The organism is Streptomyces sp. DSM 106670 (assembly GCF_055792845.1).
Genome location: NZ_CM147704.1, coordinates 6,954,790 through 6,968,488 on the forward strand (window position 1 = coordinate 6,954,790; position 13,699 = coordinate 6,968,488).

14 protein-coding genes are annotated in these 13,699 nt (G+C 73.0%); 6 read left to right on the forward strand and 8 right to left on the reverse strand.

Features of this window, described 5'->3' with window-relative positions:
- Nucleotides 1-51: 51 nt before the first annotated feature.
- Both aceB and ACSMXR_RS30775 read right to left on the reverse strand, forming a co-directional pair.
- Nucleotides 52-1,671, reverse strand: a complete 1,620-nt coding sequence (gene aceB, locus ACSMXR_RS30770) for a malate synthase A (protein ID WP_137234024.1) — start codon at nucleotides 1,669-1,671, stop codon at nucleotides 52-54.
- A 260-nt stretch (nucleotides 1,672-1,931) separates the two neighbouring features.
- Nucleotides 1,932-2,561 (reverse strand): nucleotidyltransferase family protein, encoded by a 630-nt coding sequence (locus tag ACSMXR_RS30775; protein WP_374202205.1) that lies wholly within the window; start codon nucleotides 2,559-2,561, stop codon nucleotides 1,932-1,934.
- A 201-nt stretch (nucleotides 2,562-2,762) separates the two neighbouring features.
- Here ACSMXR_RS30775 and ACSMXR_RS30780 point away from each other — a divergent pair, with 201 nt between their 5' ends.
- Entirely contained in the window at nucleotides 2,763-3,065 is a 303-nt protein-coding gene (locus ACSMXR_RS30780) for a DUF5955 family protein (RefSeq protein ID WP_137234022.1), read from the forward strand.
- Between the two features lie 90 nt (nucleotides 3,066-3,155).
- Here the strand turns inward: ACSMXR_RS30780 and ACSMXR_RS30785 are convergent, their stop codons facing one another.
- The gene (locus ACSMXR_RS30785; RefSeq protein ID WP_473170373.1) at nucleotides 3,156-3,809 is read right to left on the reverse strand and encodes a response regulator; all 654 of its coding nucleotides are present in this window, start codon (nucleotides 3,807-3,809) and stop codon (nucleotides 3,156-3,158) included.
- Nucleotides 3,806-5,005, reverse strand: a complete 1,200-nt coding sequence (locus ACSMXR_RS30790; protein WP_473170374.1) for a sensor histidine kinase — start codon at nucleotides 5,003-5,005, stop codon at nucleotides 3,806-3,808. Before ACSMXR_RS30790 ends, ACSMXR_RS30785 begins: the two co-directional genes overlap by 4 nt.
- Before the next feature lie 110 nt (nucleotides 5,006-5,115).
- On the opposite strand from ACSMXR_RS30790, the gene ACSMXR_RS30795 reads away from it, so the two are divergent.
- A complete protein-coding gene (locus tag ACSMXR_RS30795) occupies nucleotides 5,116-6,195 on the forward strand; it encodes an ABC transporter permease (protein WP_137234019.1) in 1,080 nt (359 codons plus the stop codon).
- The gene (locus ACSMXR_RS30800; RefSeq protein WP_218524225.1) at nucleotides 6,192-6,872 is read left to right on the forward strand and encodes an ABC transporter ATP-binding protein; all 681 of its coding nucleotides are present in this window, start codon (nucleotides 6,192-6,194) and stop codon (nucleotides 6,870-6,872) included. The genes ACSMXR_RS30795 and ACSMXR_RS30800 overlap by 4 nt, the downstream gene beginning before the upstream one ends.
- Nucleotides 6,873-6,952: 80 nt before the next feature.
- Here ACSMXR_RS30800 and ACSMXR_RS30805 read toward each other — a convergent pair whose 3' ends face one another.
- Nucleotides 6,953-7,756 (reverse strand): IclR family transcriptional regulator, encoded by an 804-nt coding sequence (locus ACSMXR_RS30805; protein ID WP_030084043.1) that lies wholly within the window; start codon nucleotides 7,754-7,756, stop codon nucleotides 6,953-6,955.
- Between the two features lie 373 nt (nucleotides 7,757-8,129).
- Here ACSMXR_RS30805 and allB point away from each other — a divergent pair, with 373 nt between their 5' ends.
- The 3 genes from allB (at nucleotide 8,130) to ACSMXR_RS30820 (ending at nucleotide 11,112) form a co-directional block, all read left to right on the forward strand.
- Nucleotides 8,130-9,473, forward strand: coding sequence for an allantoinase AllB (gene allB, locus ACSMXR_RS30810; protein ID WP_473170375.1), 1,344 nt, complete (start codon nucleotides 8,130-8,132; stop codon nucleotides 9,471-9,473).
- A gap of 25 nt (nucleotides 9,474-9,498) precedes the next feature.
- Entirely contained in the window at nucleotides 9,499-10,620 is a 1,122-nt protein-coding gene (gene alc / locus ACSMXR_RS30815; protein ID WP_473170376.1) for an allantoicase, read from the forward strand.
- A gap of 162 nt (nucleotides 10,621-10,782) precedes the next feature.
- Nucleotides 10,783-11,112 (forward strand): putative quinol monooxygenase, encoded by a 330-nt coding sequence (locus tag ACSMXR_RS30820; RefSeq protein ID WP_137234015.1) that lies wholly within the window; start codon nucleotides 10,783-10,785, stop codon nucleotides 11,110-11,112.
- 10 nt (nucleotides 11,113-11,122) lie between these two features.
- On the opposite strand, the gene ACSMXR_RS30825 is transcribed toward ACSMXR_RS30820, so the two are convergent.
- The 3 genes from ACSMXR_RS30825 to ACSMXR_RS30835 form a co-directional block, all read right to left on the reverse strand.
- Complete coding sequence (locus tag ACSMXR_RS30825) at nucleotides 11,123-11,953, reverse strand: aldo/keto reductase (protein WP_137234014.1); 831 nt, start codon at nucleotides 11,951-11,953, stop codon at nucleotides 11,123-11,125.
- 125 nt (nucleotides 11,954-12,078) lie between these two features.
- Entirely contained in the window at nucleotides 12,079-12,894 is an 816-nt protein-coding gene (locus ACSMXR_RS30830) for an SDR family NAD(P)-dependent oxidoreductase (protein ID WP_170994647.1), read from the reverse strand.
- A gap of 111 nt (nucleotides 12,895-13,005) precedes the next feature.
- Complete coding sequence (locus ACSMXR_RS30835; RefSeq protein WP_103508749.1) at nucleotides 13,006-13,647, reverse strand: TetR/AcrR family transcriptional regulator; 642 nt, start codon at nucleotides 13,645-13,647, stop codon at nucleotides 13,006-13,008.
- Between the last annotated feature and the right edge of the window lie 52 nt (nucleotides 13,648-13,699).

A 13,699-nucleotide genomic window follows, 5' to 3' on the forward strand; every position in this document is an offset into this window, starting at 1 on the left:
CGCCCCCGGCGCTGTGCGGTGCCGGGGGCGGTGTGCGTACATCGTGACGGGTCAGCGCAGTTGCTCGTACGCCGGCAGCGTCAGGAAGTCCGCGTAGTCCTGGTCCAGGGAGACCTGGAGCAGGAGGTCGTGGGCCTGCTGCCACTTGCCGGCGGTGAAGGTCTCCTCGCCGATCTCCGCGCGGATCGCGGCCAGTTCCTCGGCGGCGACCTTGCGGGCCAGGTCCGCCGTGGCGTGTTCGCCGTTCTCGAAGACCACGTCCGCGTTGATCCACTGCCAGATCTGCGAGCGGGAGATCTCGGCGGTGGCCGCGTCCTCCATCAGGTTGAAGATGGCGACCGCGCCCAGGCCGCGCAGCCAGGCCTCGATGTAGCGGATGCCGACCGCGACGGCGTTGCGCAGGCCGTCGTAGGTGGGCTTGGCGTCGAGGGTGTCGATGGCGATCAGGTCGCCGGGCGCCACCGAGACGTCCTCGCGCAGCCGGTCCTTCTGGTTCGGCTTCTCGCCGAGGACCGCGTCGAAGGAGGCCAGCGCGATCGGGACCAGGTCGGGGTGGGCGACCCAGGAGCCGTCGAAGCCGTCGCCCGCCTCGCGGTCCTTGTCCGCCTTGACCTTCTCGAAGGCCACCTTGTTGACCTCGGCGTCGCGGCGCGAGGGGATGAAGGCGGCCATGCCGCCGATCGCGTGCGCGCCGCGCTTGTGGCAGGTGCGGACCAGGAGTTCGGTGTACGCCCGCATGAACGGGGCGGTCATCGTCACCGCGTTGCGGTCCGGCAGGACGAACTTGGCCCCGCCGTCACGGAAGTTCTTGACGATGGAGAAGAGGTAGTCCCAGCGGCCCGCGTTCAGCCCGGCGGCGTGGTCGCGCAGCTCGTAGAGGATCTCCTCCATCTCGTACGCGGCGGTGATCGTCTCGATCAGGACGGTGGCCCGGACCGTGCCCTGCGGGATGCCGACATAGTCCTGGGCGAAGACGAAGATGTCGTTCCAGAGGCGGGCCTCCAGGTGCGACTCCGTCTTCGGGAGGTAGAAGTACGGGCCCTTGCCGAGGTCGATCAGGCGCTGCGCGTTGTGGAAGAAGTAGAGGCCGAAGTCGACCAGCGCACCGGGCACGGAGACGCCGTCCAGCTGGAGGTGGCGCTCCTCCAGGTGCCAGCCGCGCGGGCGCATGACGACCGTGGCGAGTTCGTCGGCGGACTTCAGCGCGTACGACTTGCCGGACTTCGGGTCGGTGAAGTCGATGCGGCGCTCGTAGGCGTCGGTCAGGTTGAGCTGGCCGAGGACGACGTTCTCCCACGTCGGGGCGGACGCGTCCTCGAAGTCGGCGAGCCAGACCTTCGCGCCCGAGTTCAGGGCGTTGATGGTCATCTTGCGGTCGGTCGGACCGGTGATCTCCACCCGGCGGTCGTTCAGCGCGGCCGGAGCCGGCGCGACCTTCCAGGAGTCGTCCGCGCGGACCGCCGCCGTCTCCGGCAGGAAGTCCAGCGTGGAGGTACGGGCGATCTCGGCGCGGCGCTCCCCGCGCCGGGCGAGCAGCTCATTGCGGCGCGGGGTGAACTGCCGGTGCAGTTCCGCCACGAACGCGAGGGCCGCGTCGGTCAGGACCTCTTCCTGCCGGGGCAGGGGCTCGGCATCGACGATGGCCAGCGTGGACGGCGCTGGTGCGGACATGAGCTGTCACTCCTTCAGCGGGCGGCGGCGTCATGGCCGCCGGGTCGCCTGATACGGCACGGCGTGCCATGGCTCCGAGATACGGCCGTGGGCGCCGTCTGAGGTTCAGAGGGCTTCTGACCAGTGGATAGTAGTTTCCTCATGGTGGAAGTTCAATGGTTTGTTGATGTCGAGATTCTCAGGGTCGACAGAAACGGGCCGGTGGCGGCGCAGCGTGCCAGCACGGCCACGGACGGTGGACGGCGAGCGGCTTCGCCCGGTCACTCCAGGTGCTTCAGATCCTGCGAGGTGTCGATGTCGTACGCCTCGGCCACATCCGAACACTCCACGAGCGTGATCGCATCGCGGTGCTCCCGCAGATACACCCGCGCGCCCCGGTCGCCCACCGCCCCCGCGGCGATGTCCGCCCACCGGTCCGCGCCGAACAGCACCGGATGGCCCCGCTCCCCGTCGTACGAGGCGGCCGCCAGGCTCGCCCGCGAGCGGTACGCCAGACGCACCCGCGCCACCGCCTCCGCCCCGATCCCCGGCTGATCGACCAGAAGGACGAGCGCCGCATCCGCGTCCGTCCCGCTCAACGCGGCCAGGCCCAGGCGGAGCGAGGAGCCCATGCCCTCCTCCCAGTCCGGGTTCACCGTCACCGCGCAGCCCGGGAGATCCGCGCGGGCCCGCACCTCATCGGCGGCCGCGCCCAGCACCACGTGCAGCGGGCCGCAGCCGCCGTTGCGCAGGGAGCGCACCGCGTGCTCGATCAGCGGGCGGCCCCGGTGCTCCAGCAGCGCCTTGGGCCGGCCGCCGAGCCGACGGCCCCCTCCGGCGGCCAGCAGCAACCCCGCGACCTTGGGGTTCTTCGCCGTGGAGCGCGTGTTCGTAGCCATGTGCGTAACCATGGGGTCTGAATACCACTGAGCCCTTCGCACACGCGACACGCATGTCACCCTCAGGGGTAACCCTGATTTCTTTCCGTGGGCTGGCGCGCACTGCCTGTCATGGCGTTAACTTGCGGGCGAACCCGGGGACTTGGCCACCGCCCGGGATCGGGGGTCACACCGGCACAAGGACGTGCGAGGGGGAGTGCTGTGTTGCGAAGCGTGGGGCAGAAGCGGCTGACCGGCAGCGGCGAGGACCCGAGAGTGGCCGAGCTGCGGATGGCCGTGTCCCGGCTCCGCCGGGAGCTGGCCGGGCTCCGGACCGAATTCCCCGATCGGCCGATCGCCGAGGACGAGCTGGCGGCCCTGGACACGATGGCCGTCAGCGGTGTGCCGGAGATCCCCCGGATGCGCCGTTCCCTGCTGCTGATCGCGGGGGCCATCGGCTCGGTGAGCGCGCTGGCCGCCGCACTGCGCGAGGTGCGCAACGCGGTCGACCTCTTCGGAGAGCCCCCGCGCGGCTGAGCGCGGGGCGAAGCCCTCGCCCCGGCCCGCGCGGCTGACGGCGGGAAGCCACCGTGCCCGCCGCGCGGCCGAACCGCCGGGCGTGTCCCGTCAGCGGCGGATCAGCCTGCGGGCCGTGGCCGCCGCGACCGCCGACGTACGGGAGTCGACGCCCAGCTTGGCGTAGATGTGCACCAGGTGGGACTTCACCGTGGCCTGGCTCAGGAACAGCCGCTTGCTGATCCGCAGGTTCGACAGGCCCTCCCCGACCAGCTGGAGCACCTCCAGCTCCCGCCGGGTCAGCGCCTCGGCCGGGGTACGCATCCGGTCCATCAGCCGGTGCGCCACCGAGGGCGCCAGCGCCGAGCGGCCCGCCGCCGCCGTGCGCACCGCGGCCGCCAGCTCCTGCGGCGGCGCGTCCTTCAGCAGATAGCCGCTCGCCCCGGCCTCGACCGCCGCCAGGATGTCCGCGTCGGAGCCGTAGGTCGTGAGGATCAGGACCCGTGGGCCGTCCGGCAGCGCGGTGATCGTCGCGGTGGCCTCCGAGCCGTGCAGGCCCGTACCGAACTGGAGGTCCATCAGGACCACGTCGAAGCCGCCCACCGCCGCCAGGGCGACGGCCTCCTCGGCGGTGGCGGCCTCACCGGCGACCCGGAAGTCCGGCTCGGTGTCCAGGACGGCCCGCAGCCCCGCCCGGACGACCGGGTGGTCGTCCGCGAGCAGCAGCCGGATCGCCGCCGCGCCCTCGCCCGCGCCCCCGCTCATGCCGCACGCTCCGGCTCCGCGACGGGCAGCGGCAGGGTGAGCGCCACCGCCGTGCCCTGACCGGGCGCCGACTCCACGCTCAGCGCACCGCCGAGCGATCCGGCGCGCGCCCGCATCGCCGGCAGCCCGAAGCCGCCGTCGCCGCGCTCGTGCACCGGCGCCACCGACGGGTCGAAGCCCTGCCCGTCGTCCACGACGTCCAGCGCCACCGAGGTGTCCATGAAGCTCAGGGTGATCTCCGCCCGCCCGGCCCGCGCATGGCGCACCGTGTTGGCCAGCGCCGACTGCGCGGTCCGCAGCAGCGCCACCTCGTACGGGGTCGGCAGCTCCACCGGAGTGCCGCTGACCGCGAACCGTACGGTCAGCTCCGGTGCGGTCGTACGGGCGCAGAGCCGCTCCAGCGCGGCGGCCAGCGAACCGTGCTCCAGATCGGGCGGCGTCAGGGCGCGGACGAAGGAACGGGCCTCGGCGAGATTGGCCTGCGCGGCCTCGCGGGCGGCACGGACATGCGCGGCGGCCGGGGCGTCCTCGGGCAGCGAGCGCTCGGCCGCACGCAGCAGCAGCTGGATGCTCGACAGACCCTGGGCCAGCGTGTCGTGGATCTCCCGGGCGAGGCGCTCACGCTCGGCGAGCGTCCCGGCGGTACGTTCCGCCTCGGCCAGGTCGGCGCGGGTGGCGACCAGCTCCACGATCAGCTCGCGCCGCCGTTCGCTCTCCCGGAACAGGGCGTCGTACCCGAGGACCGTGGCGACGGCGACCGCCGCGCCGATCAGCGGCCCGATGAACGCGCCGGGCGCGATCTCCTGCCGGTGCACGACGAAGCTGGTGATCGCGGCGGCCGCGGTGACCACGACGGAGGGCAGCGCCCAGCGCATGGGCAGGAAGTGGAGCTGGAGGAAGTAGAGCGGGAAGGCCACCCAGAGGGCGTCCGGCGACAGCACCAGCAGCGCCGCCCACAGGATCCACAGCCCGCCCAGCCACCGTGCCCCCGCCCGGCTCCCCGGCTGTACGGAGGGGGTCAGCGCCCCCGCCGCGTACAGCGCCGCCGTCAGCAGTGTCACGGCCACGACCGCCGCCGTGTCCGGCGCGTCCTCGCTCACCGCGCGCACCACGACCAGGGCCAGCAGCCCCGCCAGCAGTGCGTGCAGACAGAGCCGCAGGGCTGCCGTGACGTGGGTGTGCGATCGCGAATCCATGGTTCGTCCAGCGTAGCCGCGGCCTTCCCGGTCCCGGTCAATCGAAAGGTTGATCCCGGGCCCGTCCGCCGCGCGATGTTTTCCCGCCCGCGCCGCATGACGCTGGAGCCATGTTCGTCGCATGGAGAGACCTTCGCTTCGCCAAGGGCCGGTTCGCGCTCATGGGCTCGGTCGTGGTGCTGATCACGCTGCTCGTGGGCCTGCTGTCCGGCCTCACCGCCGGGCTGGCCCGGGAGAACACCTCGGCCGTCACCGGGCTCGACGCCGACCACCTGGCCTTCGCCGCGCCACCGGACGGGCAGGCGGAGTCGTTCGCCGACTCGACCGTCCGGGAGGACGACTGGCGGGCCTGGGCCGCCCGGCCCGGGGTCGAGGCCGCACAGCCGGTCGGCATCCGCACCCTGAACGCCACCGCCGGTGAGCGGAGCGCCGCCGTCTCCGCCTTCGGCGTCGAACCGGACGGCACGCTCGGGCCGGACGGCATCGGGCCGGGGCGGGTCGTGCTCTCCGTGCGGGCGGCCGAGGACCTGGGCGCCGCCGCCGGTGACCGGATCGCGCTCGGCCGGACCGAACGCGAGGTCGCCGCCGTCGCCACCGACGCCTCGTACAGCCACACGCCCGTCGTCTGGACCACCCTCGACGACTGGCAGCAGACCGGCCACGACGGTGCCGGGCCCGCCGAACAGGCGACCGTGATCGCCCTGACCACCACCGGCGGCGTCGACCTCGCGGCCGGGGACGAGGCGGCGGGCACCAGCACGCTCGCCCTCGACGACTCCCTCACCGCGATCGGCTCCTACCAGGCGGAGAACGGTTCGCTGCAACTGATGCGCGGCTTCCTCTTCGCCATCTCCGCCCTCGTCATCGGCGCGTTCTTCACCGTCTGGACGATCCAGCGCAGCGGCGACGTCGCCGTACTGAAGGCGCTCGGCGCATCGACCCCGTACCTCCTGCGCGACGCGCTCGGGCAGGCCGTGGTGATGCTCGCCCTCGGTACGGGTCTGGGCACCGCGCTCGCCGCCGGGGCCGGCGCCCTGATCGGCGGGGGAGCCGTGCCGTTCGTGCTGGACGCGGCGACCGTCCTCGTCCCGGCCGCCGTGATGATCGCCCTCGGCGCGCTCGGGGCCGCCCTGTCCGTCCGGCGGATCACCGCCGTCGACCCGCTCACCGCACTCGGGAGTGCCCGATGACGCTCACCCTGACCGACGTCACCCTCACCTACCCGGACGGCGAGGGCCGGCTCACCGCCCTGGACCGGGTCTCGCTGGAGGTACCGGCGGGCACGCTCACCGCCGTCGTCGGGCCCTCCGGCTCCGGCAAGTCCAGCCTGCTCGCCGCGGCCGCCACCCTGGTCACCCCGGACTCCGGCGAGGTCGTCGTGGCCGGCACGCCGACCGCCGGGCTGAGCCGCGCGGGCCGGGCCGCCCTGCGCCGGGACCATATCGGCATCGTCTTCCAGCAGCCCAACCTGCTGCCCTCGCTGACCGCCGCCGAACAGCTCCAGGCGATGCGCCACCTCTCCGGCGGCCCGGTGCGCGCCGCCCGCCGCCGGGCCCTGGAGCTGCTGGACGCGGTCGGACTGGCCGACCGCGCCGACCGGCGGCCGCACCAGCTCTCGGGCGGTCAGCGCCAGCGGATCAACATCGCGCGGGCCCTGATGAACGAACCGGCGGTCCTGCTCGTCGACGAGCCGACCAGCGCGCTCGACCACGAACGGGGTGCGGCCGTGCTCGACCTGCTGGTCACCCTGACCCGGGAGCGCGGCACCGCCACGGTGCTGGTCACGCACGATCTGGCGCACCTGGACCGGATGGACCGCACGGCGACGATGGACGACGGGCGGCTGACCGTACCGGCCCGGGTCTGACCGGCCCGGGGCTGATACGGGGTGGGGCGGGGCCCGGAACACCGGGCCCCGCCCCACCCCGTCCTTACGTTCTCGGCGGTTCAGCCGCCGTTCGAACCGCTGCTCGCCAGCGCGTCGGACAGCTCCTTGGCGACCTGCTGGAGGATCGGCACGATCCTCTCCGTGGCCGCCTCGGTCACCCGGCCCGCCGGGCCCGAGATGGAGATCGCGGCGGAGGTGGGGGAGTTCGGCACGGAGACCGCGAGGCACCGCACCCCGATCTCCTGCTCGTTGTCGTCCACCGCGTATCCGGCGCGGCGCACCGCCTCCAGGGCGTCCAGGAAGCCCTCCGGCGTGGTGATCGTCTTCTCCGTGGCGGCCGGCATGCCCGTACGGGCCAGGAGCGCGCGGACCTCGTCGGCGGGGGTGTGCGCGAGCAGCGCCTTGCCCACCCCGGTGGAGTGCGGCAGGACCCGGCGGCCGACCTCGGTGAACATCCGCATGGAGTGCTTGGACGGCACCTGGGCGACGTACACGATCTCGTCCCCGTCCAGCAGCGCCATATTGGCCGTCTCGCCGGTCTCCTCCACCAGTCGGCTGAGGTAGGGGCGGGCCCAGGTGCCCAGCAGCCGGGAGGCGGACTCGCCGAGCCGGATCAGGCGGGGGCCGAGCGCGTAACGCCGGTTGGGCTGCTGGCGTACGTATCCGCAGACGACCAGGGTGCGCATCAGCCGGTGGATGGTCGGCAGGGGCAGACCGCTGCTCGCGGACAGCTCGCTCAGCCCGACCTCGCCCCCGGCGTCGGCCATCCGCTCCAGCAGATCGAAGGCGCGCTCAAGGGACTGCACCCCACCGCTGGAACCGGAGGGCTTGGAGTCGGCTGTGCTGGCGTGGGACGGCGGCACGTCAACGGTCCTTTCGAAGCGGAAGGCAAGGCAGCAGCCTACCGGGCGGTTCCCGGACGGCCCACAGCTGCCCGGTCGGCGTCCGTGCCGGTCAGGGCCTGTTTTGTCCGGGTGCCGCCGGTCGGTGCGGGCGGCTCGGCACCGCCTCTCCTGGCCCATGCTACGTTCCGCAGTTCGAAATCGGACTTCTACTTTGTGGAAACCTCCAGTCGGGTGGCCGGGTGGTACGGCGGGCCCCCGCGGCGGAAGGTGGGGTCTTGACGAGGGCGTTCCCCGAGTGAAGACTCCATCGAAGCTTCAACAGTTCGTTGAATTCCTGTTGTGGATCAGTGGATCATCTGTTGTGGATCATTTCTGGAGTGAAGGAGCACGGGTGTCCGGTCCGGACGTGAACCTGGTACTGCGCTCGACGCGCGTCGTCACCCCCGAGGGGACCCGCCCGGCGGCGGTCGCCGTCGCGGGCGGGACGATCGACGCGGTCCTGCCGTACGACACCGAGGCGCCCGCGGGCGCCCGCCTGGAGGACTTCGGCGACGACGTCCTGCTGCCCGGACTGGTCGACACCCACGTCCATGTGAACGACCCCGGCCGCACCGAGTGGGAGGGCTTCTGGACCGCCACCCGCGCGGCCGCCGCCGGTGGCATCACCACGCTCCTGGACATGCCGCTCAACTCCCTCCCGCCGACCACCACCGTCGGGAACCTGCACACGAAGCAGCAGGTCGCCGCCCCCAAGGCGCACGTCGACACCGGCTTCTGGGGCGGCGCGATCCCGTCCAACGTCAAGGACCTGCGCCCGCTGTACGAGGCCGGGGTCTTCGGCTTCAAGTGCTTCCTGTCGCCCTCCGGCGTCGAGGAGTTCCCGGAACTGGACCAGGAGCAGCTGGCCCGCTCCATGGCGGAGATCGCCGGATTCGGCGGACTGCTCATCGTGCACGCCGAGGACCCGCACCACCTGGCCGACGCCCCGCAGCGCCCCGGCCCCGCCTACGCCGACTTCCTCGCCTCCCGCCCGCGCGACGCCGAGAACACCGCGATCGAAGGGCTCATCGCCCACGCCAAGCGGCTGAACGCCCGCGTCCACGTCCTGCACCTCTCCTCCAGCGACGCGCTGCCGCTGATCGCCGCAGCGAAGAGTGAGGGCGTCCGCGTCACCGTCGAGTCCTGTCCGCACTTCCTCACCCTCACCGCCGAGGAAGTCCCGGACGGGGCCACCGAGTTCAAGTGCTGCCCGCCGATCCGCGAGGCCGCCAACCAGGACGCCCTGTGGGCCGGGCTCGCCGACGGCACCATCGACTGCATCGTCAGCGACCACTCGCCCTGCACCACGGACCTCAAGACCCCGGACTTCGCCTCCGCCTGGGGCGGCATCTCCTCCCTCCAGCTCGGCCTGCCCGCCATCTGGACCGAGGCCCGCAGGCGCGGCCACTCCCTCGACGACGTCGCCCGCTGGATGTCCGCCGCCCCCGCCGCGCTCGCCGGGCTGACCCGCAAGGGCGCCATCGAGGCCGGCCGCGACGCCGACTTCGCGGTCCTCGCCCCCGACGCGACCTTCACCGTCGACCCCGCCGAGCTCTTCCACCGCAACCAGGTCACCGCCTACGCCGGGAAGACCCTGCACGGCGTGGTCCGCTCCAGCTGGCTGCGCGGTGTCCGCATCGCCTCCGACGGCGTCCTCGCCGAGCCCACCGGCCGCCTCCTCGAACGCGACCACTGACCGTTCCCGAAAGGACACCCCGACCATGACGGACGCCGCGATACCCCGCTTCACCGGAGACGCCCGCCCCTACGCGGGCGGCGACCCGTACGTCGACCACCGCACCGCCGACTTTCCCTTCACCCACCTCGTCGACCTGGCCGACCGCCGCCTCGGCGCGGGCGTCATCGCCGCCAACGACGAGTTCTTCGCCGAGCGCGAGAACCTGCTGAAGCCCGAGCCCGCCGTCTTCGACCCGGAGCACTTCGGGCACAAGGGCAAGATCATGGACGGCTGGGAGACCCGCCGCCGGCGCGGTGTCAGCGCCGCCGAACCGCACCCCACCGCCGACGACCACGACTGGGCCCTCGTCCGCCTCGGCGCGCCCGGCGTCATCCGGGGCATCGTCCTGGACACCGCCCACTTCCGCGGCAACTACCCGCAGGCCGTCTCCGTCGAGGCGGTGTCCCTGCCCGGCTCCCCGTCGCCCGAGGAACTCCTCGCCCCCGACGTGAAGTGGACGGTGCTCGTCCCCCGTACGGCGGTCGGCGGCCACGCGGCCAACGGCTTCGCCGTCGACGCCGAGCAGCGCTTCACCCACCTGCGGGTCAACCAGCACCCGGACGGCGGAATCGCCCGGCTGCGGGTGTACGGAGAGGTCGCCCCGGACCCCGCCTGGCTCGCCGCCCTCGGTACGTTCGACCTCGCGGCGCTGGAGAACGGCGGCCAGGTCGAGGACGCCTCCGACCGCTTCTACTCCCCGGCCACCAACACCATCCAGCCCGGCCGCTCGCGCAAGATGGACGACGGCTGGGAGACCCGCCGCCGGCGCGACCGGGGCAACGACTGGATCCACTACCGCCTCGCCGCGCAGTCCGGGATCCGGGCCGTCGAGATCGACACCGCCTACCTCAAGGGCAACTCCGCCGGCTGGGCGAGCCTCTCGGCGCGGGACGGCGACGAGGGCGACTGGACGGAGGTCCTGCCCCGGACCCGCCTCCAGCCCGACACCAACCACCGCTTCGTGCTGGACGGGACCGTCCGGGCCACCCAGGTGCGGATCGACATCTTCCCGGACGGCGGCATCTCACGGCTCCGGCTGTTCGGATCGCTCACCGAGGAGGGCGCCGCCGCGCTGGCGGCCCGTCACCGGGAGCTCGGCGGCTGACCTCCGAGGGCGGACGGGGCCGGACGCACCGCGGTCGCAGGGGGACCGCGGTGCGCCCGGCCGGTCCCGTTACCTGAGGGTGTGTCACCCTGGTCGGGGTGCGGCGAGCAGGCCCGGACGCCGGCGGACCGCACCGTCCGACGCCCTCGACCAGGAGCCCCCATGATCTTCATCGCCGTCAAGTTCACCGCCCTCGTCGCCGAGCGCGACAACTGGCTTCCCCGGCTGGAGGACTTCACCGTCGCCACCCGCAGCGAGCCCGGCAACGTCTTCTTCGACTGGTCCTACAGCGTGGAGAACCCCAACGAGTTCGTCCTGCTGGAGGCCTTCGCCGACGCGGCGGCGGGCGAGGCGCATGTGAACTCCGACCACTTCAAGGCGGCGATCGGGACGATGTCGGAGATGGTGGCCGAGGTCCCCGAGATCATCAACGTCGAGGTGGCGGGCACCGGCTGGTCCCGGATGGCGGAGGTCACCCCGCGCAACCGGTGACCGGGAGGCCCTAGAACTCCTCGTGCGACTCCGGGTCGCCGCCGAACCGCCGCTGCCGCCCGGACGCGATCGTCGTCAGCTCCTGCGCCGTCAGCTCGAACCCGAACAGATCGAGGTTCTCGCGCTGCCGGCCCGGGTCCGCCGACTTCGGCACCGGCACCGCGCCCAGCTGGGTGTGCCAGCGCAGCACCACCTGGCCGGGGCTCACCCCGTGGTCCTCGGCGATCGCCACGGTCGAGGGATCCTCCAGCACCTCGCGGCCCCGGGCCAGCGGGCTCCAGCTCTCCGTGACGATGCCCTTCGCCGCGTGCACCGCCCGCAACTCCTCCTGCGGGAGCAGCGGATGCATCTCGATCTGGTTCACCGAGGGCAGCACGCCCGTCTCCCGCTCCAGCCGCTCCAGATGCGCGGCGGTGAAGTTGGAGACGCCGATCGAGCGGACCAGACCGTCCTCGCGGAGCCGGATCATCGCCTTCCAGGTGTCCACGTACCTGTCGACGCGGGGGAGCGGCCAGTGGATCAGATACAGGTCGACGTACTCCAGGCCCAGCCGGGCCCGTGACTCCTCGAACGAGGCGAGCGTCTCCTCGTACCCCTGGTGCCGGCCGGGCACCTTCGTGGTGACGACGATCTCCTCGCGGGGCACGCCGCTGCGGGCGATGCCCCGGCCGGTGCCGGTCTCGTTGCCGTAGTTGAGGGCCGTGTCGACCAGCCGGTAGCCCAGCCCCAGGGCCCCGGCGACGGCCTCCTCGGCCGCCGCGTCGTCCAGCGGATAGGTGCCGAGCCCCACCGCCGGGAGCCGTGTGCCGTCGTTGAGCGTGTGAACCGGTGTGCCGGACATGTGCTGGTCCTGTCCTTCCCGTCGCTGCCCCGTCCCGGCCAGCGTAGGGGCGCGGCCGGTACGGGGCAGCCGGACAGGGCCGCCGGGGGAGAGCGCCCCGGCGCACGCCCGGGCGGCGGCGGTGCTCAGGCCGCGTGGCCGCCGTCCACGACGAGCTCCGTGCCCGTGATGAAGCCCGCCTCGGCGCTCACGAGGTAGGCGACGAGCGAGGCGATCTCCTCCGTCGTGCCGAAGCGGCCCAGCGCGTTCGCCGCGCGCTGGCCCTCGGCCAACGGCCCGTCGGCCGGGTTGAGATCGGTGTCCACGGCCCCCGGCTGAATCACGTTCACCGTGATGCCGCGCGGCCCCAGCTCCCTGGCGAGCGGCTTGGTCAGCCCGGTCAGGGCGGACTTGCTGAGCCCGTAGAGGGTGGAGCCGGGCCCGCCCGCGTACCGGCTCAGGGCGGAGCCCACGGAGATGACGCGGCCGCCGTCGGCCAGCCGTTCCGCCGCCGCCCGGCAGGCGAGGAAGGCCGCCCGTACGTTCACCGTCAGCGTCCGGTCCACGTCAGGACCGGCGAGCGTGGCGATCGGGCCGAGGACGCCGATGCCCGCGTTGTTGACCAGGATGTCGAGCCGGCCGAGCGCGTCCGCCGCCCGGTGCACGGCGTCGGCGGCCGCGTCGGCGTCCGCCGCGTCGCAGCGCAGGGCGACGCCCCGGCGGCCGAAGCCCTCGATCTTCGCGACGACCGCCCGGGCCGCCGCCTCGTCCTGGACGTAGGTGACGGCGACGTCCACGCCGTCCTGGGCGAGCCGCAGCGCGATCGCGGCCCCGATGCCCCGGCTGCCCCCGGTGACCAGGGCGGCCCGCCGCGGAAGGCCGGTGGGAACGGCGGCGGGAGCGGTGCCGGACAGAGGTGCGGAAGAGCTGCTGGAAGAAACACGGGAGGCGGTGCTGGACATGGCTGTTCCTCGCTGACGGGGATGCCGTCGCTCCGACGGCATCCCCCAGCAAACGCGCGCCGGGGCCCGCGCACCGGCGGCTATCGGACACCCACGGCAGCCCGGGGCCGCCTACCGTAACGGCAGCAGCGCGGGGTCCGTCGCCGCCGCCCGCAGACGGACCAGAATGGCGCGGGCCGCCTTGTCGTAGCCGAGGTTGTTGTTCTGGAGCACCGACTCGGCGTTGGCCAGCTCCAGCAGGGCGATCACCTCGAACGCCAGCTGGCACACGTCGGTGTCCCCGTGCAGCTCCCCGGTGGACCTGGCCTCCTCGATCGTCTCCTCCACGAAGGTGACCCAGCCCGTCTGCGCGGACGCCAGGGCGTCGTGGACCCGGCCGCTGCGGGCGTCGAACTCCGCGGTGGCGGCGTAGAAGAAGCAGCCGCCCCGGAACACCCGCTCGCGGGAGTACGCGATCCACGCCTCGCACATCCGCCAGACCCGCCCCAGCCCCGGGGGCACCGACCGGGTCGGGCGCAGCACATGGTCGACATAGACGGCCACCGCCCCCCGTACGGTCGCCAGCTGAAGCCCCTCCTTCGAGCCGAAGAGCGCGAACACACCGCTCTTGCTCAGCCCCAGCTCGGTGGCCAGCCGCCCCAGCGACAGGCCCTCCAGTCCTTCGACCGAGGCGATCTGCACCGCCCGCCCCAGAATCAGCTGCCGGGTCTGGTTCCCCCGCTCGACCCGTCCGTCCGCTCTTACCGACGCCATGTGACCACTCCGTGTCTCAGAGTTATCGAGGCGTCAGTCTAGGGAGCGGTGG

Coding starts and splice junctions, on each gene's coding strand:
- ACSMXR_RS30830 (WP_170994647.1), bottom strand. CDS start 12,894: ATGTCCAGCACCGCCTCCCGTGTTTCTTCCAGCAGCTCTTCCGCACCT.
- ACSMXR_RS30820 (WP_137234015.1), top strand. CDS start 10,783: ATGATCTTCATCGCCGTCAAGTTCACCGCCCTCGTCGCCGAGCGCGAC.
- ACSMXR_RS30785 (WP_473170373.1), bottom strand. CDS start 3,809: ATGAGCGGGGGCGCGGGCGAGGGCGCGGCGGCGATCCGGCTGCTGCTC.
- ACSMXR_RS30795 (WP_137234019.1), top strand. CDS start 5,116: ATGTTCGTCGCATGGAGAGACCTTCGCTTCGCCAAGGGCCGGTTCGCG.
- ACSMXR_RS30775 (WP_374202205.1), bottom strand. CDS start 2,561: ATGGTTACGCACATGGCTACGAACACGCGCTCCACGGCGAAGAACCCC.
- ACSMXR_RS30790 (WP_473170374.1), bottom strand. CDS start 5,005: ATGGATTCGCGATCGCACACCCACGTCACGGCAGCCCTGCGGCTCTGT.
- alc (WP_473170376.1), top strand. CDS start 9,499: ATGACGGACGCCGCGATACCCCGCTTCACCGGAGACGCCCGCCCCTAC.
- ACSMXR_RS30825 (WP_137234014.1), bottom strand. CDS start 11,953: ATGTCCGGCACACCGGTTCACACGCTCAACGACGGCACACGGCTCCCG.
- ACSMXR_RS30835 (WP_103508749.1), bottom strand. CDS start 13,647: ATGGCGTCGGTAAGAGCGGACGGACGGGTCGAGCGGGGGAACCAGACC.
- aceB (WP_137234024.1), bottom strand. CDS start 1,671: ATGTCCGCACCAGCGCCGTCCACGCTGGCCATCGTCGATGCCGAGCCC.
- ACSMXR_RS30800 (WP_218524225.1), top strand. CDS start 6,192: ATGACGCTCACCCTGACCGACGTCACCCTCACCTACCCGGACGGCGAG.